General features: G+C 72.1%; 16 protein-coding genes and 1 pseudogene. 6 read left to right on the top strand and 11 right to left on the bottom strand.

The features are described 5' to 3' along the window. Positions 1-22 precede the first annotated feature (22 nt). Both ABZY12_RS12930 and ABZY12_RS12925 read right to left on the bottom strand, forming a co-directional pair. Positions 23-703 (bottom strand): ABC transporter ATP-binding protein, encoded by a 681-nt coding sequence (locus ABZY12_RS12930; RefSeq protein ID WP_356889375.1) that lies wholly within the window; start codon positions 701-703, stop codon positions 23-25. Continuing rightward, entirely contained in the window at positions 700-1,785 is a 1,086-nt protein-coding gene (locus ABZY12_RS12925) for an ABC transporter permease (protein WP_356889373.1), read from the bottom strand. The genes ABZY12_RS12930 and ABZY12_RS12925 overlap by 4 nt, the downstream gene beginning before the upstream one ends. Before the next feature lie 110 nt (positions 1,786-1,895). Between ABZY12_RS12925 and ABZY12_RS12920 the strand changes: the two are divergent. Then, positions 1,896-2,233: pseudogene (locus ABZY12_RS12920) on the top strand (sensor histidine kinase); the annotation flags it as partial. Between the two features lie 79 nt (positions 2,234-2,312). On the opposite strand, the gene fxsT reads toward ABZY12_RS12920, so the two are convergent. The 3 genes from fxsT to ABZY12_RS12905 form a co-directional block, all read right to left on the bottom strand. Beyond that, entirely contained in the window at positions 2,313-5,561 is a 3,249-nt protein-coding gene (gene fxsT, locus ABZY12_RS12915; protein WP_356889371.1) for an FxSxx-COOH system tetratricopeptide repeat protein, read from the bottom strand. A 146-nt stretch (positions 5,562-5,707) separates the two neighbouring features. Next, positions 5,708-6,181: a hypothetical protein gene (locus tag ABZY12_RS12910; RefSeq protein ID WP_356889369.1), complete on the bottom strand. Its 474-nt coding sequence runs from the start codon at positions 6,179-6,181 to the stop codon at positions 5,708-5,710. Positions 6,182-6,850: 669 nt separating this feature from the next. After that, positions 6,851-7,177 (bottom strand): DUF5955 family protein, encoded by a 327-nt coding sequence (locus ABZY12_RS12905; RefSeq protein WP_356889367.1) that lies wholly within the window; start codon positions 7,175-7,177, stop codon positions 6,851-6,853. A 178-nt stretch (positions 7,178-7,355) separates the two neighbouring features. Between ABZY12_RS12905 and ABZY12_RS12900 the strand changes: the two genes are divergently transcribed. From ABZY12_RS12900 to ABZY12_RS12890, 3 genes are all read left to right on the top strand, one after another. Next, the gene (locus ABZY12_RS12900; protein WP_356889365.1) at positions 7,356-7,982 is read left to right on the top strand and encodes a nucleotidyltransferase family protein; all 627 of its coding nucleotides are present in this window, start codon (positions 7,356-7,358) and stop codon (positions 7,980-7,982) included. Between the two features lie 225 nt (positions 7,983-8,207). Further along, positions 8,208-9,839: a malate synthase A gene (aceB, locus tag ABZY12_RS12895; RefSeq protein WP_356889363.1), complete on the top strand. Its 1,632-nt coding sequence runs from the start codon at positions 8,208-8,210 to the stop codon at positions 9,837-9,839. A 262-nt stretch (positions 9,840-10,101) separates the two neighbouring features. Next, complete coding sequence (locus tag ABZY12_RS12890; RefSeq protein ID WP_356889361.1) at positions 10,102-11,259, top strand: GDSL-type esterase/lipase family protein; 1,158 nt, start codon at positions 10,102-10,104, stop codon at positions 11,257-11,259. An 18-nt stretch (positions 11,260-11,277) separates the two neighbouring features. Here ABZY12_RS12890 and ABZY12_RS12885 read toward each other — a convergent pair whose 3' ends face one another. Together ABZY12_RS12885 and ABZY12_RS12880 are read right to left on the bottom strand one after the other, a co-directional pair. Continuing rightward, the gene (locus ABZY12_RS12885; RefSeq protein ID WP_356889359.1) at positions 11,278-13,128 is read right to left on the bottom strand and encodes a hypothetical protein; all 1,851 of its coding nucleotides are present in this window, start codon (positions 13,126-13,128) and stop codon (positions 11,278-11,280) included. A gap of 53 nt (positions 13,129-13,181) precedes the next feature. After that, positions 13,182-14,132: a fibronectin type III domain-containing protein gene (locus ABZY12_RS12880; protein WP_356889357.1), complete on the bottom strand. Its 951-nt coding sequence runs from the start codon at positions 14,130-14,132 to the stop codon at positions 13,182-13,184. Between the two features lie 144 nt (positions 14,133-14,276). Between ABZY12_RS12880 and ABZY12_RS12875 the strand changes: the two genes are divergently transcribed. Both ABZY12_RS12875 and ABZY12_RS12870 read left to right on the top strand, forming a co-directional pair. Next, positions 14,277-14,855: a hypothetical protein gene (locus ABZY12_RS12875; RefSeq protein WP_356889355.1), complete on the top strand. Its 579-nt coding sequence runs from the start codon at positions 14,277-14,279 to the stop codon at positions 14,853-14,855. Between the two features lie 63 nt (positions 14,856-14,918). Next, positions 14,919-15,509: a TIGR03086 family metal-binding protein gene (locus ABZY12_RS12870; protein WP_356889353.1), complete on the top strand. Its 591-nt coding sequence runs from the start codon at positions 14,919-14,921 to the stop codon at positions 15,507-15,509. Positions 15,510-15,546: 37 nt separating this feature from the next. Here the strand turns inward: ABZY12_RS12870 and ABZY12_RS12865 are convergent, their stop codons facing one another. The 4 genes from ABZY12_RS12865 to ABZY12_RS12850 form a co-directional block, all read right to left on the bottom strand. After that, complete coding sequence (locus ABZY12_RS12865; protein ID WP_356889351.1) at positions 15,547-16,248, bottom strand: aspartate/glutamate racemase family protein; 702 nt, start codon at positions 16,246-16,248, stop codon at positions 15,547-15,549. A 17-nt stretch (positions 16,249-16,265) separates the two neighbouring features. Further along, a complete protein-coding gene (locus ABZY12_RS12860) occupies positions 16,266-17,615 on the bottom strand; it encodes a nucleobase:cation symporter-2 family protein (protein ID WP_356889621.1) in 1,350 nt (449 codons plus the stop codon). 393 nt (positions 17,616-18,008) lie between these two features. Next, a complete protein-coding gene (locus tag ABZY12_RS12855; RefSeq protein WP_356889349.1) occupies positions 18,009-19,397 on the bottom strand; it encodes an 8-oxoguanine deaminase in 1,389 nt (462 codons plus the stop codon). Positions 19,398-19,445: 48 nt separating this feature from the next. Continuing rightward, positions 19,446-20,855 (bottom strand): nucleobase:cation symporter-2 family protein, encoded by a 1,410-nt coding sequence (locus ABZY12_RS12850; RefSeq protein WP_356889347.1) that lies wholly within the window; start codon positions 20,853-20,855, stop codon positions 19,446-19,448. Between the last annotated feature and the right edge of the window lie 108 nt (positions 20,856-20,963).

The raw sequence follows: 20,963 nt of genomic DNA, 5'->3' as shown, positions 1-20,963 counted from the left end.
GGCGCCAACGGGCGCGGCGCGCTCACACGGTGGCCCCCTGGGAGAGGCGGCCGTCCCGGAGGGTCACCGTCGCGTCCGTGCGGGCCAGATGCGTGCGGTCATGGGTGACCAGAACCGTCGCCGTGCCCCGTTCCCGGGTCAGCGAAGCCAGCAGGTCGACGATCGCGGCGCCCCGCTCGTGGTCCAGGGCGCTGGTCGGCTCGTCCACGAGGAGCACGGAAGGCTCGTTCATCAGGGCCCGCGCGATGTTGACGCGCTGGCGCTGGCCGCCGGAGAGCTGGTGCGGACGGCGGGCGGCCAGGTCCGCGAGACCGACCGCGTCGAGGAGGGCCATGGCCCTGTCGCGTACCGCCTTCGGTCTGGTGCCCGAGAGGTGCGCCATCACCTGAAGCTGCTCCGCCGCGGACAGTGACGGGAGCAGATTCGGTTGCTGGAAGACGATCCCGATCCGCTCCCGTCGCAGCGCCGCCCTGCCCGCCGGGCTCAGCGCACCCGTGTCCGTACCGGCCACGACCACCCGCCCCCGGTCCGGCGTCACCAGCGTCGCCGCGACCGCGAGCAGGCTCGACTTGCCGGAGCCGGAGGGTCCGACGACCGCGGTGAGGCGGCCGGCGGGCACCTCCAGGGAGACGGAGTCGAGGGCGGTGAGCCGCCCCTCTCCGTCCGGGTAGGTCAGCGTCACGTCGTCGAGCAGCAGGGTCATCGCACGCTCCCGAGAGCGGTCAGGGGGTCGACGGCGGTGATCCGTCGGATGGAGAGGGCCGCGCCGAGCACACCGAGGCCGATCGTCACGGCGGCCGGACCGAGCACGGTGAGCGGTTCGAGGACGAAGGGCACGTCGCCGCCGCTCACGAGCGCGCCGACGGCGACCGCGAGACCGGTGCCGAGGAGGGTCCCCGCGGTGAGCATCAGCACCGCCTGCCCGAGCGCGTCCTTCAGCAGATACGGGGTCGAGGCTCCCAGCGCCTTGAGGACGGCGACGTCACCGCTGCGCTGGATCGTCCAGACCGTGAAGAACGCACCCATGACGAGCGCGGAGATGACGAAGAGGAACCCCCGCATCAGCTGCAGCGAGCCGTTCTCGGCCTGGTAGGACCCTATGGCGGTGAGCGCCCCGTCGATCGTCCGCGCCTCGGAGCCGATCGCCTTGTCGCCGGCCGCCAGGTCGGCCCCCTCGGTCGTCGTGAGGGCGACGACGGTGGCCTGCTCCCCGGAGGTCGTGCCGTCGTGCCCCAGCTTCTGCCAGTCGTCGAGCGAGGTCCAGACGACGGGGGTGTGGCTGTACGAGGCGTCGCCGGCGACCGCCACGACGGTCGCCCGCAGCGGACCGAGCCGTACCGCGCCTCCGGCGGCCACGCCCAGGACGTCGGCGGCGGACTCCGACAGGACGACCCGGCCGGGCCCGAGCCGTCCGCTCTCGGGGGCGAGGCCCGCCCCCGGCTCCGTACCGAACGCGGAGACGGCGGCCGTACGGTCCCCGGCGGCGGCGTTGAGGGTACGGATGCCGAGCGGCCGGGCGCTCTCCACCCCGGGCCGTTCGGACCACTCCCGCCACTGCCGCTCCGTCACCGTCGAGTTCGTGAAGGAGACCTCACGACCGGCGGGTGGGGCGGCGAAGGCGAGCCGGTCCGCGGGCAGCCCGGTGATCGCCGAGATGTTCTCGCGGGCGAGCCCGGCGGTCAGCCCGGACAGCAGGCCGACGAGCAGGGTGATCAGCACGATCACGGTGCCCATCAGGGTGAATCGCCCCTTGGCGAAGCGTAGGTCTCTCCATGCCACGAACATGCATCCAGAGTGCGACGCGGTGCGGGAGCGCGGCATCGCGCCACGGATTGCCTCGTCATCAAACTTTCGGTTGAGTCCGGATTGTCGGCTCCGGCCACGCTGGACAGATCATGGATCCACGTTCCCTCACCCCGGCCCTGCGGGCGCTGCGCCTCTGTCCGCGTCTGTTGATGGCAGGGCTGCTCGCGATCTGTTGGTGGCGGGGCTGCTCGCGCTGGCCGCGGTCCGGGCGGGCACCGGCCCGGGTGTGGTCGTGGCCGCGCTGACCGGCGCGGCCTACGCCGCCGGTTCCCTTCTGCCGTTCGTACGCGATTCGCGGCGGGCCGCCGCAGTGTGGCTCGGTGTGCTGTGCGCGTCCTGGCTGGCGCTGTTGTGGCTGACGCCGGAGGGCCTGTGGGTGGCGTTCCCGCTCTCCTTCCTTCAGCTGCATCTGCTGCCGGTGCGCTGGTCACGGAAGCCCGGCGAACGGCGGAGGCCCGTTCGAGCCGAACCGCAGCGAGACTGGTTGCCAGGCTCCGCAGACGGGATCACTCGGCGGTGGGCATCGCGCGGCCGGAGCGCTCGGCTTCCGCGTACTGGTCCAGCAGCTTGTTGTACGTGGTGGACGGGAGTGCCGAGCCACTCCGGCGCAGGGCGTCCCGGAAGGCCCGGGTGGCCTCGGTGATGTAGTGGTCGGGGCCCAGGACGCGCAGGCAGTCGTCGAAGAGCGCGGCGAAGGCGACGAGGCCGTCGGCCGGGGCGCGGTCGTGCCGGGCCCGCACCTCGGCCAGGGAGCCGCGGATCATCAGCGAGCCGAGGTGGTCGGGGCCCCAGATTCGCAGGGCCGCCAGCAGCAGGTCTTCGTATGCGATGGCAGAACCGGCGAAGTCTTCGCTGTCCGCGAGCAGCTTGGCGTACGTGGCGCGGACGGGAAGGGTCTCGACGTGGTCGGGCGGCATGAGCCGCTGGTAGTCGTGGATCAGCTCGCGGCACTCCTCGGCCGCCCCGGCTGGGTCGCCCGCCTCCGCCCGGCAGTCGAGCAGGCGGCCGCGCATGTCGAGCGTACGCGGATGGTCGGCGCCCAGGGCGCGGGTATAGTCCGCGATCAGCTCTTGATAGACCGGAATCATCGTGTCCGCCTCCGCGTCGTGGGAGCGGCAGTCGGCAAGCGCGCTGCGCAGCCGGAGGGTGTCCGGGTGGTTCGGGCCCAGCACGTGGCCGTGCACGGTGATCAGGTCCTCGTACGCCGCGAGGGCTGCGGCTGTGTCGCCCGTCGCGTCCAGCTTCTCGGCGAGCAGCCTGCGGGTGCGCAGGGTCTCTGGATGGTGCGGGCCCAGTACCCGGGTCATGTCTCCCTGGAGCTCGCGGAGGTCGGCGACCGCCTTGGAGTGGTCGCCTGCCTCGCCGCGCCAGTCGGCCAGCTCTACGCGGGTGGCCAGGGTGAGAGGGTGCTCGGGGCCCAGGGCCCGTCGGCAGTCGGCGAGCAGCGCGGCGAACTCCTCGGCTGTCTGTCCCGGGTCGCCGATCACGCCCTCGATACCGAGGAGGATGCTGCGCCAGAACAGCACCTCGGGGTGGTCGGGGCCCCAGAATGGGCGCAGGGCGGCGATCATCTCCTTCAGGGCCTCGGCGGCGGCGACCGGATCGCTCTCCGCAAGGCCGTGCTGCCACATCCGGAGGAAGCTGCGGTTGCTGACGACAAGCGGGTGGTCAGGCCCGAATGTCTGCTCCAGCAAGTGGGCCGCCTCGTCTATGCCGGACTGTGCCGCGGTTGTGTCTCCCGCCTTGTCGCGCAGCAGTCCCAGGCAGTAGCGGGCATGGGAGACTTCGATGTGGTGGGCGCCCAGGATCCGTACGGCGTCGTCGATCATGTCCGCCAGCTCGGCGGCGGCTCCGGCTGGATCTCCGGCGGCGGCACGCCAGTCGGCCAGCTCGTGCCGCACCACCAGGGTGCGGTGGTGGTCGCCGCCGAACGCGGCCAGGTGCTCGTCCAGCAGCTCTCCGAACCGATCGCGGGCCCCGGCAGGATCGCCCGCCTGACCCTGCAGGTGAGCGAGCTCTATGCGCACGTCCAGGGTCATGTCGTCGAGGGGCCCAAGGTACGTACGGCAGTCGGCGAGCAGCTCCTTGTACAAGGCGGCGGCGCGCGGCGCGTCTCCCCTATGGCTGTGCAGGGAGGCGATCTGGGAGCGGACCGAGAGGGTGCTGCGGTGGTGCGGGCCCCGGGCGCGCCGGTGGTCGACGAGCAGTTCTTCGTAGTCGGCCAGCGCACCGGCCAGGTCGCCCCCGCTGATCCGGGCGTTGGCAAGTTCGCCGCGTGCGTCGAAGGTGGCGAAGTCGTCCGGCCCGACCAGGCGGGTGCAGTCCTCGGCCAGCTCCGTGTACGCCGCCACGGCCTCTGCGGGGTGTGCGACAAGCCTCAAAAAGCGGAGGGAGTTGCTGCGGCAGATGAGGGTACGGCGGTGGTCGGCGCCGTACTTTTGCGCGGAGGTGGCCGCGAGCTGCCGGTAGTGGTCCATCGATGCCTGTAAGAGCCCCGCACGGCCGAGGCTCTGGCCGGTCCGGAGCAGGACCTCGTGCACATCGTGGTCCGACCACAGCAGGTGCTCGTCATGGGACCGCAGCGTCTCGGTGTTGGCGCGGAACCGCTGGCCTGTGGCGAAGTCACGTTCCGTCTGCGGCCACGCCTGGAGCAGGGCGTCGGCCGCCGCCCGGACGGTCCGGGCCAGCAATTCCGGCGGAACCTGCTCGCGCACACTACGCTGCACCAGCCCGTGGACCTGAACAGGCTGGCCTGGCGCGTAGGTGACCAGGCTGAGCCGGTGCAGGGCGTGCAGCGCGCCTTCAGCGTCCTCGGTTGTCGCGGGGATCGGATGCCGGGTGTCGGGGGTGCGGTGGCGGGTGAGGTGGGTGAGGGCGGGTCGGCTGGTCAGGACATCGGTGGGGATGCCGTTGGGATCGAGCATCGCGGCGAGTTGGAGCATGGGGCGGGCCAGGCCGGCGGGGCGGAGCCGGTCGGCGTGTTCGATGGAGAGGGACCAAGTGGCCGCCACGGTGACGGCTTGGTCGTCGGGCAGAGCGCTGGGTTCGGGAAGCAGGTCGGCCAGTTTCCTGAGCCGGTCGGCCAGCAGACGGCGGTAGCGGTCGCAGGTGACGTTGGTGTCGATGATGTAGGCGGCGGCCTGGGCCAAGGCGAGGGGCAGCTGTCCCAGGTCGGCGGCGAGGCTGTTGATGTGGTCGGTGGGCTCGTGGCGGTCGTGCGCGGCGAGCACGGCGGTGAAATAGGCGGCGGCATCCTGGGGGGTGAACAAGCCCACCGTCACCAGGCGTCGGCCGGCGCCGGTCAGGGCGGCCTCGCGGCGGCGCGTGGTAACCAGGACACGGCCGTAGGGGCTGGCGGGCGGCCACCAGCCACGTATATCGGCCGGATCCGCGACGTCGTCCAGTACGACCAGCCACCGGCACGGCTTCTGGCCGGCCTTCGGCTCCAGCCAGGCCAGGAACGCCCGCGCGGACTGCTCAGGTTGGCTGGGGTCGGCGGCAAGGACCTCCACACCGGCCTGCGCGTAGCCGGCCGTGATCGCTGAGCGGCTGCTCGCGCTGATCCACACCAGTACGTCGACCCCGCCGCTGTCCCAGGCGGTGCGGGCGTAATCGGCAGCCAGCTGCGTCTTGCCCACCCCGCCGGTCCCGGTCAGTACCTGGCTGAGCACCGCAGTACCCCCGCTGTCGACCGCCGCCCGCAACTGGTCGACCTCGGCCCGGTGCTGGAACGACAGGGCGCGGGGCGGGATCACGCCGACCTGGTGCGGCCAGGCGGCCGGTGTGCGGGGCGCAGCGTGGTGGTGGACTTGCCCGGCGTAGCCGACGGCGATACTGCCGTGGTCGGCGAAGACGCTGCCGAAGTTGTGAGTCGGCGCGGCCGAGGCGGTACCGGGTGCGCTCAGTCCTGGTGCGGACCCGGCTGGGAAGGGTTTCCCAGTGTCACATTCCCCATGGTCACAGCGGCAGCAGACCCGTGGTCGGCCTGGACGTGCACGCTCCCGCCCACGGCCAGACCGCTCTGGCCGGCCGACACACCGCGGTGGGAGGTCGGTTGGGCCAGCAGGGTGCGCAATTCATCCACGACCCGGGCCCGCTCGATGTCCTCCAGGCTTTCCAACAGGACCTCGATCCGGCCCTGCCACGCGGCCTCCTGACGGATGCGCATCCGCTCCATCTCGGCCGGCCGCGCCGCCTCCAGCTCGCCCGCGGTCTGATCGAGGCGCTCCAGCTCGGCGTGCTCGCGCTGCGGATTTCCCCGGCCGAACCAACGGGCCACCTGCTGGCGTACCCCTGACCATGCATCTGTGCCTGCGGCCTGCACCACCGCAGTGCCTCCCGCTGCAGCCAGCGCAGTCATCGCCTCCGACAGCATCCTCGCCCTTCCCCCTGAGAGATCAGTCTGAACTGGGGCATGCGCCTGCACCTACACCGGTGCCTTCACCACGTCACTCCATCAGACACGCACCGCCGTTGTCCCTGATTCCGTCAAGAAAGCGGCCGTGGCACGGGGCCGGTCACCGTACCTATGGTGAGCTTCAGCAGGGCGTCAATGTCGAGGTCGGGCGTGGTCCGACCTTCGACGCCGCAGAGCAGCGGCAGCTGCGTGATGCCGCCGGCGCCGAGTTCCCCGGGAACGCGGCGCTCGCCTACGTCCTCGAGAACCTCGCGTCCGAGGGCATCGATCTGGACCGGTGCTGCGACTGGGAGGAGCTGCGCCAGGAGACCTGCCCGAGCGGACCGGCGAGGCCAGGACGTTGCCCAGGCACTCCCGCGGCGGCCGTCGGCCCCGGATCACGTTCATGGAGCCGGCCGAGACCCAGGTCCGCCACGTCTTCGCCAAGCTGGGGTCGACTCGCGCACGGCAGCGGTGACGGCGGCGAGGGCGCGGCGCCTGATCCGGCGCTGACCGTGCGGGACGGACGCCTGCCGGGGGAACGACCGGGCGCCGGCCGGGCGCCCGATCAGGCCGCCCCACGCCCCGCCGCGGTTCGCGGAACCCCTTCTTCAGGGGTTCGCACGGGGCCCCGGAGGTGCTCCGCGCTCAGGCCTCGCCGCGCGGGGGTTCACCGAAGAGTTCCACGGCCTTGCGGACGCCGGTGAGGCCGTTGGCGAGGGCACTGACGGAGCCGATCGAGCCGGCGATCAGCAGCAGGGAGCGGCGCAGCCGCCGTACCTCGGGGGCGCCGCCGGCGGCCATCGCGTCCAGCGACGCCAGTTCGTCCTCGGCGATGCCCCGGTCGGCGAACTCGGCCGGGTGTCCCGCGAGTTCACGACGGAGCCGGGAGACGGCGGCACGCAGCTCAGCCACCCTCGGGTCCTCGCCGCCGCCGGTGGTCGTCACACGCTTCTGCCTCATGCTCCGCAACAAAGTTCTCCCCCTCACACGGCACTGTGCGCCGAACCCCACACTCCGAACCGACCCGTCGAACGGTGGTCAGGCGCCGGGGGTCGCGGGCAAGTTAACGCCATCGCGCGCCCGGCGCGCCACTCCGTGGACGTAATTCGGTCGTCCGTGTTTCCTCGTCGGCATGAGGTATGCAGTCCTCATGACGCATACGACGCAGCCCTCCCCTCTCTCCGCACCGGTGGTGGCCGGTCTGCTGCTCGCCGCGGGCGGCGGGCGGCGCCTGGGGGGCCGCCCCAAGGCCCTGCTGTCCCACCGCGGCCGCCCCCTGGTCGAGCACGCGGTGCGCGTGCTGCGTGAGGGGGGTTGCGAGGTGATCCATGTGGTCCTCGGCGCCTCGGCCGATGCCGTACGGAAGCGGGCCGAGCTGCCGGGGTGCGTCCTCGTGGACAACCCGGAGTGGGCGGAGGGCATGGGGTCGTCGCTACGGGTGGGCCTCGGCTCGCTGGCCGCCGCGGCGCCGCCGGTGGACGCCGCACTGGTCTCCCTGGTGGACCAGCCGGGGATCGGGGCCGAGGCGGTGGCCCGGGTCCGGTCGGCGTACCGCTCGCGGGGCTCCCTGGTGGCGGCGTCGTACGGGGGGAGGCGCGGGCATCCCGTGCTCTTCGGCGCGGACCGGTGGGCGGGGATCGCGGCGGGAGCGGTCGGCGACCGGGGGGCGCGTGACTATCTGGCGGCGCACCGGGATGCGATCACCCTCGTCGACTGTTCGGATGTGGCCGAACCGTACGACATCGACACGGAGGCCGACCTGGCACACCTGGAGTGAAGGAGGTGGCACTGAGAGCCATGTTGTGTCGATCCGGAGAATCTCGACATCGACACACCTTGAACTTCCACTATGAGGAAACTAATATCCACTGTTCAGAAGCGCCTGATACCTCTGACGGCGCTCGCGGCCGTATCTCGGCGCCTGCGGCACTCCGTGCCGATACGCGACGCCCGGCGGCCGCAAGGCACCGCCCGTGAAGCCCGCTGAAGGAAGTGACAGTTCATGTCCGCACCAGCGCCGTCCCCCCTGGCCGTCGTCGAAGCCGCGCCCCTGCCGAGGCAGGAGGAGGTGCTCACCGACGCGGCCCTCGCCTTCGTGGCGGAGCTGCACCGGCGGTTCACCCCGCGCCGGGACGAGCTCCTCGCCCGCCGGGCGGAGCGCCGCGCCGAGATCGCCCGCACCTCCACGCTCGACTTCCTCCCGGAGACCGCGGCGATCCGCGCCGACGAGTCCTGGAGGGTCGCGCCGGCGCCGGCGGCCCTGAACGACCGCCGTGTCGAGATCACCGGTCCGACCGACCGCAAGATGACGATCAACGCGCTGAACTCGGGCGCCAAGGTGTGGCTCGCGGACTTCGAGGACGCCTCGGCCCCGACCTGGGAGAACGTGGTCCTGGGGCAGGTCAACCTGATCGACGCGTACACCCGGAACATCGACTTCACGGACCCGAAGTCGGGCAAGTCGTACGCCCTGAAGCCCGCCGACGAGCTGGCCACGGTGGTCATGCGGCCGCGCGGCTGGCACCTGGAGGAGCGCCACCTGACGTTCGAGGGCCGCCCGGTCCCCGGCGCGCTGGTCGACTTCGGCCTGTACTTCTTCCACAACGCCAAGCGCCTCATCGAGCTCGGCAAGGGCCCGTACTTCTACCTGCCGAAGACGGAGTCGCACCTGGAGGCCCGCCTCTGGAACGACATCTTCGTCTTCGCGCAGGACTACGTCGGCATCCCGCAGGGCACCGTGCGCGCCACCGTCCTGATCGAGACGATCACGGCCGCGTACGAGATGGAGGAGATCCTCTACGAGCTCCGCGACCACGCGGCGGGCCTCAACGCCGGCCGCTGGGACTACCTCTTCTCCATCGTGAAGAACTTCCGTGACGGCGGTGCCAAGTTCGTCCTGCCGGACCGCAACGCGGTCACGATGACGGCCCCGTTCATGCGCGCGTACACCGAACTCCTCGTCCGCACCTGCCACAAGCGCGGCGCACACGCGATCGGCGGCATGGCGGCCTTCATCCCGTCACGGCGCGACGCCGAGGTCAACAAGGTCGCGTTCGAGAAGGTCAAGGCGGACAAGGACCGCGAGGCAGGCGACGGTTTCGACGGCTCCTGGGTCGCCCACCCCGACCTGGTCCCGATCGCGATGGCCTCCTTCGACGCGGTCCTCGGCGACAAGCCGAACCAGAAGGACCGCCTCCGCGAGGACGTCTCCGTGGCGCCCGGTGACCTGATCGCCATCGACTCGCTCGACGCCAGGCCCACCTACGACGGTCTGCGCAACGCCGTCCAGGTCGGCATCCGCTACATCGAGGCGTGGCTGCGCGGCCTCGGCGCCGTCGCCATCTTCAACCTGATGGAGGACGCGGCCACCGCCGAGATCTCGCGCTCGCAGATCTGGCAGTGGATCAACGCGGGGGTCGAGTTCGAGCACGCCGGAGAAACCGTGACGGCCACTCCCGAGCTGGCCCGCAAGGTCGCGGCGGAGGAACTGGCCGCGATCCGCGAGGAGATCGGCGAGGAGGCCTTCGCGGCCGGCAAGTGGCAGCAGGCCCACGACCTGCTTCTGCACGTCTCGCTCGACGCCGACTACGCCGACTTCCTGACGCTCCCGGCGTACGACCAGTTGACCGGCTGACCGGCTGATCACCCGACCGAGCTGAACGACTGACGGCTGACCGCACAGCGGCCGAACAGTCCCCGCGAACAGGCTCCGCCCCCGGTGTACGCACAGCACCGGGGGCGGAGCCGATTTTCGCTCCGGGGCGTTTCACAGGGCATGTGACGCAACCGAGATCAACCGCTACCTAGCGGTAACAAGCCACGGCGTGCCAGATTCCGCATGCCACCGGCCGGCGGCTGTCCCCCACTCCTCTGCACCGACGCAGGAGCACACAGCCATGCGCTCTTCCCCCCGCCGCGCCGTTCGCGGGCTTCTCGCCCTGTCCCTCGCCGCCGCCGCGCTGACGGCCGCCGGGGCCGCCTCCCCCGCCGCGGCGAGCCCCGGTTCCGGGCCCACCGCCATCGTGTCCATGGGCGACAGCTACATCTCCGGCGAGGCCGGGCGCTGGCAGGGCAACAGCCTCACCACGAGCGGCAGCCGCAACGGAACCGACCGGGCATGGACGGGAAGTACGTACGATCCCAGCCGTGTCTACGGGACCACGGCCGCCAACGGGTGCCACCGGTCGGACTCGGCGGAGGTGCGCGGCGCGACCGGGATCGCGTCGGCGCTGATCAATCTGGCCTGCTCCGGCGCCACGACCCAGAACGTCTTCAGGGCCGCGAGCGGCGGGCTGTCGTACAAGGGCGAGGCTCCGCAGGCCGACCAGCTCGCCCCCATCGCCGCCTCGCACGACGTCGAGATGATCGTGCTGTCGATCGGAGGCAACGACCTGGGCTTCGCCGACATCGTCACGAAGTGCGCGACGGACTACATCGTCTGGTACTCGTACTGCCACGACGATCAGCAGCAAGTCGTCGACGCGAAGATCGACGGGGTGATGGCCAAGGTCGGCAAGTCCGTCGACGAGATCCGGGCGGTGATGACGACGGCCGGCTACGCCGCCTCCGACTACCGGATCGTGCTCCAGTCGTACCCCTCGCCCATCCCGCGTGCCGCGGAGAACCGGTACGCGGAGAGCGGCTGGAGCCGCACCGACACGGGCGGCTGCCCGTTCTGGAACCGGGACTCCGACTGGGCGCGAGACTCGCTCGTGCCCCAGATCGCGAACCGTCTCAAGGGCGTCGCCTCGGCGAAGGGCGTCCAGTTCATGGATCTGCGCGACATGCTCCAGGGCCGCGAGGTGTGCGCGAAGGCGAGCAAGCAGGTCAGCTCGACCGTACCGGCCTCGGCCACGAGCAGTGAGTGGGCGCGCTGGATCGACCAGAACGAGACCCAGGGGCCCCTCCAGGAGAACATGCATCCCAACTACTACGGCCAGTTGGCGCTCGGCCGCTGTCTCGCGTTGATCCACGCCCGGCCCAGCGGCGACCACAGCTGCCGCAACACGGCGGGGACGGGAGCCTCCGGGATGTATCTGACGACCGTGTCCTGACCCCTGCCCGCGGTGGGTTCAGCGGGTGCGGCGGCGTGCCCCTCGCCGTGCCCGCCCCTTCTTCGGCGCCGGCACGCCGATGCCCAGAGGGGGCAGGACCCGCTCGGCCCGGTGCGGGTCGGCCGCCGTCATCTCCTTGACCAGGGCGGGGGCGCCGCCCGGCCAGTCCGCGGCCGCGGCGTCCAGGAGGGTCCGCCCGTCCGCGCGGCGCAGCCGGTCCAGGAGCAGGACGGCCTGGGCGGACAGCGGGACGCGGGCCTCGTCCGCGGGCTCGCCACGAGCGTGCAGGACCTCGAACGCGTAGGCGCCCATCACAGGGTCGCCGAGGGCGTCCCGCAGGGCCTCGGAGGGCGCGGCGCCGGTGTCGAGGAAGCCGAAGAGGGCCCGGGTGTCGGCGGCCTCCCAGGTGCCGGCGTTCACGGTGCCGAAGGCCGCGAGGAGCTGTGACCAGGCCTCGACGGTGTCCCCGCGCGCGTGGAGCCAGTCGGCCAGCACGCGCCCGGCGGCGGAGGCGGACCAGCCCTCGGCGGCCGCGACCACGGTGGGGGCGTCCCAGGCCGCGACCTCGGCGGCGTCGGGGGCGGCGACATGGCCGACCCGCAGGAGGTAGCGGACCACCTCGATGCCCTGGACGGTGAGGCCGAAGGCGTCGCCCGTACGGAAGACCATGCCGGTGGCCGCGAGCCGGTCGACGGTCTCGGCCATGGCCCGCGCGGGGGCTTCGAGGCGGACGCGGTCGGCCTCGGTGACGGAGACCGCCGTTCCGCAGAGCCGCGACAGCTCCTCCGCCGACGGCACCTCGTACCCGTCGGGCGCCTCTGCGGGGACCAGGACCGGGGCGTCCTCCTGGCGCGGGTCCACGGGCCAGTCCTCGAACTCGGCGGCCCTGCGCGCGACGGACTCGGCGCAGGATCCGCGCTGGTAGAGCGCGTAGAGCAGATGGGCCGCCTCGCCGTCGTACAGTCCGCCGCTCTCGCCCTTCATCTCCTCGACGGCCGTGGCCAGCCGGTCCGCCCCGGCTTCGACGGAGCGTTGGGGGTCGTGAGCCTCCACGGGCGGGGGCGGCAGCGGGGCCCAGGCGTCGCCGTAGTAGTTGAGGTGCTCGTCGAGGAGGGTGTCGGCGAGGGTGAGGTGCGGGAAGGCGTCCGGCCCCGGCGCCAGGTGCGCGTACGGGCCGGCGAGGGCTTCCGCGAGCCCTTCCGCGGTCCAGCGGTCGACCAGCCGGCCGCCCACCTGGCTCACCCCGTGCGACACGTCCCCGTCGGACAGCAACGGCCCGGCGGGCGACGGCGTCTCGGCGTCCCGCACGTACGCCGCGCTCAGCAGCTCTGCGAGCACCATGTCGGCGAGGAGGCTCCGGTTCATCAGGTCGGCCCGGTGCAGCCCGTCCGGCGGCGTCACGCCCTGGTGGGCGGCGATCCAGGCCTGTACGGCACCGGGATCGGCGGGGTCGGCGCCGTCGGCCCGCAGGAGCGAGGCGTACCAGCGCTGCCAGGTGAGGTTGCCGGGATCGTTCATCGCCCGCTCGAAATCGGGCACGGTCTCCTCGATCGCGGCCACGATCCGCGCCTGCCGTTTCGCGTTGAGCCGCCCGGCCTCCCGCACCCGCTCGGTGAGGGCGACCAACACGGCCGGGTACGCCTTCAGCTCCTCGGGCGTTGCGTAGACGAACGCCGGCGCGTCCTCCACGAGCAGATGCCGCACGAACCCGACGGTCGGCTCCGGCATGCCGCTCCGGCGATCCGCCCCGCGCAGCGCCAACAGACTCAGCACGGCGTCGGCGGCGCGGACGGACGGGGGGTCGCGGAGCTCCGGGGTCCCGTCGAGGAACGCGTCGAGTCCGGTGTTGGTGAGCACGGTGCCTGCCACGCCTTCAAGGGTAGTTCCGGCGGGGGCCGGACGCCGACGGCGCGGCGGCGCCGTCATGGGACGACAACGGTCCGCTGGGCGGAGAAGTCACCCCAGGTGCCGTCGGGGAGCCTGGCGCGGAGTTTGACGCTGAAGCGGGTGCCCGGCGGGTCGGTGACGGTGAGGGTGTAGGTGGCGCGGCCGGGGGGCGGTGCGGCGCCCCAGATGATGGTGGTGGCGAACTTCTCGTTCAGGTGGAGCTGGTGCTCCCTGACTGGGGCGCCGGTCTTCGGCGGGGTCCAGGTCAGGGTGATCTCGCCCCTGGTGGCCGTCGCCTTCAGGTCCGTGGGTGCGGTGCTGCGTGTGGCGCCGGGGGCCGGGGCGGTGGTCAGGTCGGCGGGGGTGCTGTCCGGTGAGGAGTTCTCGGCGGCGTCGCGGGCACGGACGGTGAAGGAGTAGATCGTGCCGGGGCGCAGGCCGGTGAGGCGGGCGGTGGTGGCCGTGCCGGAGACGGTGTGGACGCGGGAGTCCGCCTGGTAGATGTCGTAGGCGGTGACGCGGGTGTCGTCGCGGGCCGGTGCCCAGGTCAGGGTGGCCGCGTGGCTGCCGTCGGCGGTGGCGCGCAGGGCTGTCGGGCGCGAGGGGGCGGTGCGGTCCTCGGCCGTCGCCGCGAGGGTGGTGGCGGGGACGGCGGCGCTGTGCGGGGAGCGGTTTCCGGCCGCGTCGCGGGCGCGGACGGTGAAGGCGTACCGGGTGGCGGGGGTGAGGCCGAGGACGTCGGTCATGAGAGTGGTGGCGGGGAGGTCCTTGACCTTGCGGCCCTGCTGGTAGACCTCGTATGCGGTGACGGCGCGGTCGTCGGTGGCCGGGCTCCACATGACGTGGACGGTGTGCGCGCTGCCCGCGGAGGCGGTGACTCCGCTGGGGGTGGTGGGGGCGCTGGTGTCCTTCGCCGGGCCGCCGCCACAGGCGGCGAGGCAGAGTACGGCGACGCACAACAGGGCTGTGGCGAGCGGGCGTTGCATGGGAGTGGCTCCGTCCGTCGACATGGTCCAGACCTTTATTGCACCTGGGGGCGGTGCACGACAAGAGGGCGGTGCGGGGTCGTTGTCAGTGGGGTGCGCTTCACTTGATTCGTCACTCTCCGTGACCGAATCGAGGGGGGAATCATGACGGATCGTGCGACCTATGTGACGCTCGTCGGGCTGCGTGAGCGCGGCTGGACCGACGCGATGGTGCGGGACCTGCTGGGCCAGCCCGACGTGCAGGGCCGCGACCCACGGCGGTGGTCGATCGCGCCGGTGCGGCTCTATCTGCTGGCGCGGGTGGAAGCGGTGGAACGGACACCCGAGTTCGGGCAGTGCGCGGCCGCCTCGGGGACGAGGTCGTCGGCGGCCGGAGCGGGGGCGGAGCGCCGGCGCCGGGCGGTGCTGGCGGCGATCCGGGCGGAGCCGATCGAGGTGCCGCGCCTTCCGGCGGCGGAACTGGAGCGCAGGGCGGTGCGCCATCGGCATCTGCTCGGGGCCCGCGGCCCGGGCGGGGTGGTGGCGGGGGCGCTGGTGCGGTGGCAGGTGAGCTATCTGCGGCACGCGCTGTCGCGGTACGACACGCTGCTGGACGGCCTGTACGGCGCGACGGGACGGGCGGAGGCCGAACGTCTGCTGCGGACGCGGCTGTACGAGGCGATCGCGAAGGCGTATCCCGTGCTGGCGCGGGAGTGCCGACGGCGGATCGAGGCGGAGCGGTGAATCCGGTCGCGCGTCCGTCGGGCCCCGGCGATGAGTTCCGGCGGGCCGGGCAGTCTGCCCTGCATGGAGAAGACGGCACACATCGATCTGGGAGCTGCCGCGGAGCGCGTCGCGCGGCTCGCGGCGGACATCGGGGACGAACGGCTCGGGGACCCGACACCGTGCCCCGACTACGCGGTACGGGAGTTGCTCGCCCACCTTGCCGGGCTGAGCGTGGCCTTCCGCGACGCGGCCCGAAAGGACTTCGGCCCGACGACGAACACCCCGCCCGGCTCCGCCCTGCCGGTGCTGGAGGACGACTGGCGCACGGCGCTGCCCAAGGCGCTGGACGAACTCGCGGCGGCCTGGCGGGAGCCCGGCGCCTGGGAGGGGGACACGCGGGCGGGCGGGGTCGATCTGCCGGCTTCCGTGATGGGCCGGATCGCCCTCGACGAGCTGGTGATCCACGGCTGGGACCTGGCCCGTGCGACAGGGCGGGAGTACGAAGTGGGCGACGAGGAACTGGCGGCCTGCGAGGAGCTGTTGACGCCCTCGGACGACTCCTCCGGAGACGAGGGCTTCTTCGGCCCGGTCGTCCCGGTCCCCGAGGACGCGCCTCGCCTCGACCGCGTGATCGGCCTCAGCGGCCGCGACCCGGGCTGGCGCCCGGCCTGAGCCGGGGGAAGGACCGGGGCGGCGCCCGACATCGTCCTCAGGAGGTGCCTGCCCGCAGCCGTGCCGCTGCGCGGCAGGCCGCCGGGACGGGGGCGATCAGGGGAATCGTGAAGCGAGGGCGCAGGGACTCCGCCGCGGCGGCGAGGGGGCCGCCGCCGATGACGACGGACCGTGCGCCGTCCCGTACCACGCACTGCTCCACGGCGCGGGCCAGGCTCTCGCGGAGTGAGTCCGGGTGGGACGCCAGGTGTTCGGGGGCGCCCTCGGTCAGGCGGAGGCCGGTGAGGAGGGGGGTGAGGCCGAGGCGGGCGACCCGGCGGGCGATGGCGTCCGCCAGGAGGGGCGTCGTCGTCGCGATGCCGAAGGGGGTCCGGCCGGCGGACGCCTCCAGGAGGGACGCCTCGCCGATGCCGATGACCGGGACGTCGGCCACGGCCCGGAGCTCGTCCAGGCCCGGGTCGCCGAAGGCGGCCACCAGCAGGGCCGCGCAGTCGCCGGCGGCCAGGGCGCGGCGGCCGGCGGCGACGACCTCGGGCGCGGCGGCCCGGAGCGCCGCCGGGTCGGTGAGCATGCGCGGGCCGCGCGCCACGGTCACCCCGCGCACCGGGACCGACGGCCCCAGCGTGCGCCGGGCGATCGCGGTCATCATCGCCGTCGTGGCCCGGGAGGTGTTGGGGTTGACGAGCACGACCGCACGCGCGCGGCCGGCCCCCGCGTCGGACGCGGGAGCCGGCTCCACGGACGGACGGGGCGCGCTCAGTGGACGTGCGCCGCCTTGGCCGTGCGGGTCTCGGAGATCTCCTCACCCGGCTCCATGGGCGCCGTGACGGTGTCGTCGTCCCGGCGCTTGCCCAGGTGGTTGAAGACCAGGTTCAGCAGGACCGCCGCCACACAGCCGGTCGAGATGCCCGAGTCAAGGATGATCTTCGCGGTCTCCGGGAAGGCGTGGTAGAACTCCGGCTCCGTGATCGGGATGATGCCGACGGCCAGCGAGACCGCCACGATCAGCACGTTGTTGTCCTTCTCCAGACCGGCCTTGACCAGCGTCTGGATACCGCTCGCCGCGACCGAGCCGAAGAGGACGACCCCCGCCCCGCCGAGCACCGGCCGCGGAACGACCGAGATCAGGGAGGCCATGACCGGCGACAGGCCCATCAGGACCAGGACGCCGCCACCGCAGGCGACCACGAAACGGCTGCGGATCTTCGTCATCGCGACCAGACCGATGTTTTGGGCGAAGGCGCTGCACATGAAGCCGTTGAAGAGGGGGCTGAGCGCCGAGCCGAGGGTGTCGGCACGCAGTCCGGCGGCGATGGTCTTCTCGTCCGCCGGCCGGTCGACGATCTCTCCGAGCGCCAGCATGTCGGCGGTCGACTCGGTCATCGACACCAGCATGACCACGCACATCGAGATGATCGCGGCGAGGGCGAACTGCGGTGCGCCGAAGTGGAACGGTGTCGGGAAGCCGACGATGTCCGCCTCCGTCACCGGGCTGAAGTCCGTGACACCGAAGGGAATCGCCATCAGGGTGCCGATGACCAGACCGACGAGGACGGCGATCTGCTTCAGGAAGCCGCGGGTGAAGCGCCGCAGCACCAGGACCACCACGAGGGTGAGGCCGGCGAGGGTGAGGAACGTGGTCGAGCCGTAGTCCTCTGCCGCCGGGTTGGGACCTTGGGCCCAGCCGAACGCGACCGGCAGCAGCGAGACACCGATGAGGGTGATCACGGTGCCCGTGACCACCGGCGGGAAGAAGCGGACCAGCTTGGAGAAGTACGGGGCGGCGATGAAGCCGAGCACACCGGCGACGATGATCGCGCCGAAGATGATCGGCAGCACGTCGGCCTTGTCGTCGGTGGTGTCGACGATCGCGAGCATCGGGGCGACACCGGCGAAGGTGACGCCGTTGACGAACGGCAGTCGGGCGCCGATCTTCCACACGCCGAGCGTCTGGAGGAAGGTCGCGAGTCCGGCGGTGAAGAGACTGGCTCCGGTGAGGAACGTCAGCTCGGTGCCGGAGAGTCCGACGGCCGCTCCGACGATCAGCGGCGGGGCCACCACTCCCGCGTACATGGCGGCCACGTGCTGCAGACCGCTGGTGAACATCTTCAGGGGCGGCAGAGTCTCGTCGACCGGATGCTTCCGGTCTTCGGGGTCGGCGGCGCTTTCATCCTGTGCATCGTTGCGAACCCTGGGCGTGGCGGCCACGGCGGTTCCTCCGGTCGGTTACACGTCGGCGGTGACGAGGGTGTCAGGGAGGTGGTGCAAAGTGGTGCGGTTGCTGCGCCTCACGGTGTGCGGCTCATGAGGAAGTGCGTTCGCGTCGGCCTGGGGGCGCCACGCTCAGGTGTCCCGGGAGGGTGGACACGACGTCGACCGTCCGGGGGGCGCCGTACCTCTTTTCGTACGGACACCCCCCGTCCAGCCGGCCACGGGCCCCGCTCGGGTCCGTGGCGACCGACCGAGGGCCGTCCCCCTCGGTCGGACTCCATGGGGAGGTCAGCCCTGGGCCGCGATGCGGGCCAGGCGCTGTGCCTCCGCGCGCGCGTCGCGGGCGATCGCCTCTTCGTCCGCGAACAGCAGGCGGTTGTTCTCGACGATCTGCCTGCCGTTGACGAACGAGGCCGTCACCGGGGCGGCAGCGCCGAAGACGATGGCGGTGACCGGGTCGGCGATCGAGGAGTGCCCGATGCCGTCGATCTTCCACAGGACGAAGTCGGCGAGCTTGCCGGCCTCCAGCGAACCGATCGCGTCGGCGCGGCCGAGGACCTGCGCACCGCCGTACGTCCCCAGGCGCAGGGCCTGGCGGGCGTTGAGCGCGGCCTCGCGGTGGGCGCCGAGGCGGTTGATGAGGAGCGCGTTGCGCAGCTCGGTGTGGAGTTCGCCCGACTCGTTGGAGGCGGTTCCGTCCACGCCGAGGCCGACCGGCACGCCCGCCTTGAGCATGTCGGGGACGCGGGCGATGCCGGCGGCCAGACGCGCGTTGGAGGAGGGGCAGTGCGCGACACCGGTCTTCGTACGGGCGAAGGCGGCGATGTCGGAGTCGTTCATGTGGACGCAGTGCGCCATCCACACGTCCTCGCCGAGGAAGCCGGTCGACTCGAAGTAGTCGGTCGGGCCCATGCCGAAGAGCTCGTGGCAGAACTTCTCCTCCTCGACCGTCTCCGAGCCGTGCGTGTGCATCCGCACCCCGAGGCGGCGCGCCAGCTCGGCGCCCTGCTTGAGCAGCGCGGTGGAGACGGAGAAGGGCGAGCAGGGCGCGACGGCGACCTGGGTCATCGAGTCGAAGGAGGCGTCGTGGTGCTTCTTCACCGTCTCCTCGGTCGCGGCCAGCGCGCCCTCGGTCGTCTCGACGGCGAAGTCCGGCGGCAGGAAGCCGTCCTTCTCGCTCATGTCCATCGAGCCGCGGGCGAGGGTGAAGCGCACGCCCATCTCGGAGGCGGCACCGATGATGGCGCCCGACAGGTCGCCGGAGTTCTTCGGGAAGACGTAGTGGTGGTCCATCGCGGTGGTGACACCGCCACGGGCCATCATCGCCAGCGAGCCCTGGGCGGCGACGCGCACCATCGACTCGTCGATCCGCGACCAGGTCGGGTAGAGCGCGACCAGCCAGTTGAAGAGGTTGTGGTCGGTGGCCAGGCCCCGGGTGATCCACTGGTAGAAGTGGTGGTGCGTGTTGATCAGACCGGGCGTCACCAGGTGTCCGGTGGCGTCGATCCGGCGGACCACGTTCTCCAGGCCCTCCGGCGCCTTGCCGGCGCCGATGGACTCGATCTTGTTGCCGGCGACGACGAGGTGGCCGGAGGCGTACTCGGTGTCGTTGGCGTCCACGGTCGCGATCGCACAGTTCTCGATGACGATGCGCTGGGCTGCCGAAGGTGCTGCCATGGCGGTGCTTCCTTCATTCCTCGGGGGTGGTGTGGGCACGGCAGGACCCTAGGAGGATTTGAGTGCCGGAGCCGTGTGACCGCTCCGGGTGCCGAGATGGTGGAAGAAGAGATTGAGCGTGACGGCGACGAGCGCGCCGGCGCTGATGCCGGAGCCGAGCACGGTCTGCGCCCAGGCCGGGAATTCGGCGTAGAAGGTGGGAGCGGCGAGCGGGATGATGCCCGCTCCGAGCGCGACGGCCACCAGGATGATGTTGGAGCTGTCGTCGAGGCCCGCTTCGGACAGCGTGCGGATGCCGGAGACGGCGATCGAGCCGAAGAGGACGATGCCGGCGCCGCCGAGGACGGGCATCGGGACCATGGAGACGACCGCGCCGAGGACGGGGAAGGCACCGAGGACGAGCAGGGCTCCACCGGCGACCGCCACGACGTAGCGGGAGCGGACCCGGGTCAGCGAGACGACGCCGACGTTCTGGGCGAAGGCCGAAGTGGGGAAGCCGCCGAAGACGGGCCCGAGCAGGGTGGCGATGCCGTCCGTCCGCAGGCCCCGGGTGATGGTCCTCCCGTCGCTCCTGCGCTCGCAGATCTCGCCGAGGGCGAGCATGCCGGCGCTGGACTCGGTCATCAGGACGAGCATCACGATGCACAGCGAGAGGATCGCGGCGGGCTGGAACTCGGGGGCGCCGAAGGCGAAGGGGCCGGGCAGCGCGGCGACGGGCGCTTCACTGAGGGCGCTGAAGTCGGCCATGCCGAAGGGGATCGCGGCGAGCGTTCCGATGAACAGGCCCAGCAGCAGGGCGATCTGCTTGACGAATCCCTTGCCGAAGCGCTGGAAGAGCAGGATCACGACGAGCGTGAAGGCGGCCAGAGCGAGGTACTTGGTGGCGCCGAAGTCGGCGGCCTCTTTGTTCCCTCCCTGGGCCCAGCTCACCGGCACGGGCATCAGGGTCACTCCGATGAGGGTGATCACGACGCCGGTGACGAGCGGGGGGAAGAAGCGGAGCAGCCGGCCGAAGAACGGGCCGACGGCGAGGCAGAAGACTCCGGCGACCATCACCGCGCCGTAGATGGCGGGCAGTTGGTGACCGGGGGCGCTGGTCTCGGCGATCGCCAGCATCGGCGCGATACCGGCGGAGGAGGCCGCGTTGACGAACGGGAGCCGGTTGCCGGCGAAGCGTCCGGCCCCGATGGTCTGCAGGATGGTGGCGCAGCCCGCGATCAGCAGGCTCGCGGCGATGAGCCGGGTCATTCCGGCGGCGTCCAGGCCGACCGCCTGGCCGATGATCAGCGGAGGGGTGACGACGCCCGCGTACATGGCGGCGATGTGCTGGAGCGCGGCGGGAACCAGCCGCGCGGCGGGAAGCTTCTCGTCCACCGGGTGGACGGGTGGCGTCCTCGTCTCCGGTGGGGTGGGACAGGGGCCTTCTGCGGATGCCGGCCCCACTGCGGGCTGTGCCATGGGTAGGTCCCTCCGGTCTGGTGGCGGCCCCCGCCCGACTGCGGGCGGGCGGGGGCCCCAACCCCCCCGGTCTCCACCAACCCCGACGCCGACGGCGAACACGCCCCG

Source organism: Streptomyces sp. NPDC006551 (assembly GCF_040611675.1).
Lineage (GTDB): Bacteria > Actinomycetota > Actinomycetes > Streptomycetales > Streptomycetaceae > Streptomyces.
This window is presented reverse-complemented; position numbering and strand designations above follow the sequence as displayed.

Bases quoted from the DNA above. Each gene is read 5' to 3' on its own strand.
- ABZY12_RS12930 (WP_356889375.1), bottom strand. From the start codon at position 703: ATGACCCTGCTGCTCGACGACGTGACGCTGACCTACCCGGACGGAGAG.
- ABZY12_RS12925 (WP_356889373.1), bottom strand. From the start codon at position 1,785: ATGTTCGTGGCATGGAGAGACCTACGCTTCGCCAAGGGGCGATTCACC.
- ABZY12_RS12910 (WP_356889369.1), bottom strand. From the start codon at position 6,181: ATGCTGTCGGAGGCGATGACTGCGCTGGCTGCAGCGGGAGGCACTGCG.
- ABZY12_RS12900 (WP_356889365.1), top strand. From the start codon at position 7,356: ATGACGCATACGACGCAGCCCTCCCCTCTCTCCGCACCGGTGGTGGCC.
- aceB (WP_356889363.1), top strand. From the start codon at position 8,208: ATGTCCGCACCAGCGCCGTCCCCCCTGGCCGTCGTCGAAGCCGCGCCC.
- ABZY12_RS12890 (WP_356889361.1), top strand. From the start codon at position 10,102: ATGCGCTCTTCCCCCCGCCGCGCCGTTCGCGGGCTTCTCGCCCTGTCC.
- ABZY12_RS12880 (WP_356889357.1), bottom strand. From the start codon at position 14,132: ATGCAACGCCCGCTCGCCACAGCCCTGTTGTGCGTCGCCGTACTCTGC.
- ABZY12_RS12875 (WP_356889355.1), top strand. From the start codon at position 14,277: ATGACGGATCGTGCGACCTATGTGACGCTCGTCGGGCTGCGTGAGCGC.
- ABZY12_RS12870 (WP_356889353.1), top strand. From the start codon at position 14,919: ATGGAGAAGACGGCACACATCGATCTGGGAGCTGCCGCGGAGCGCGTC.
- ABZY12_RS12860 (WP_356889621.1), bottom strand. From the start codon at position 17,615: ATGTTCACCAGCGGTCTGCAGCACGTGGCCGCCATGTACGCGGGAGTG.
- ABZY12_RS12855 (WP_356889349.1), bottom strand. From the start codon at position 19,397: ATGGCAGCACCTTCGGCAGCCCAGCGCATCGTCATCGAGAACTGTGCG.
- ABZY12_RS12850 (WP_356889347.1), bottom strand. From the start codon at position 20,855: ATGGCACAGCCCGCAGTGGGGCCGGCATCCGCAGAAGGCCCCTGTCCC.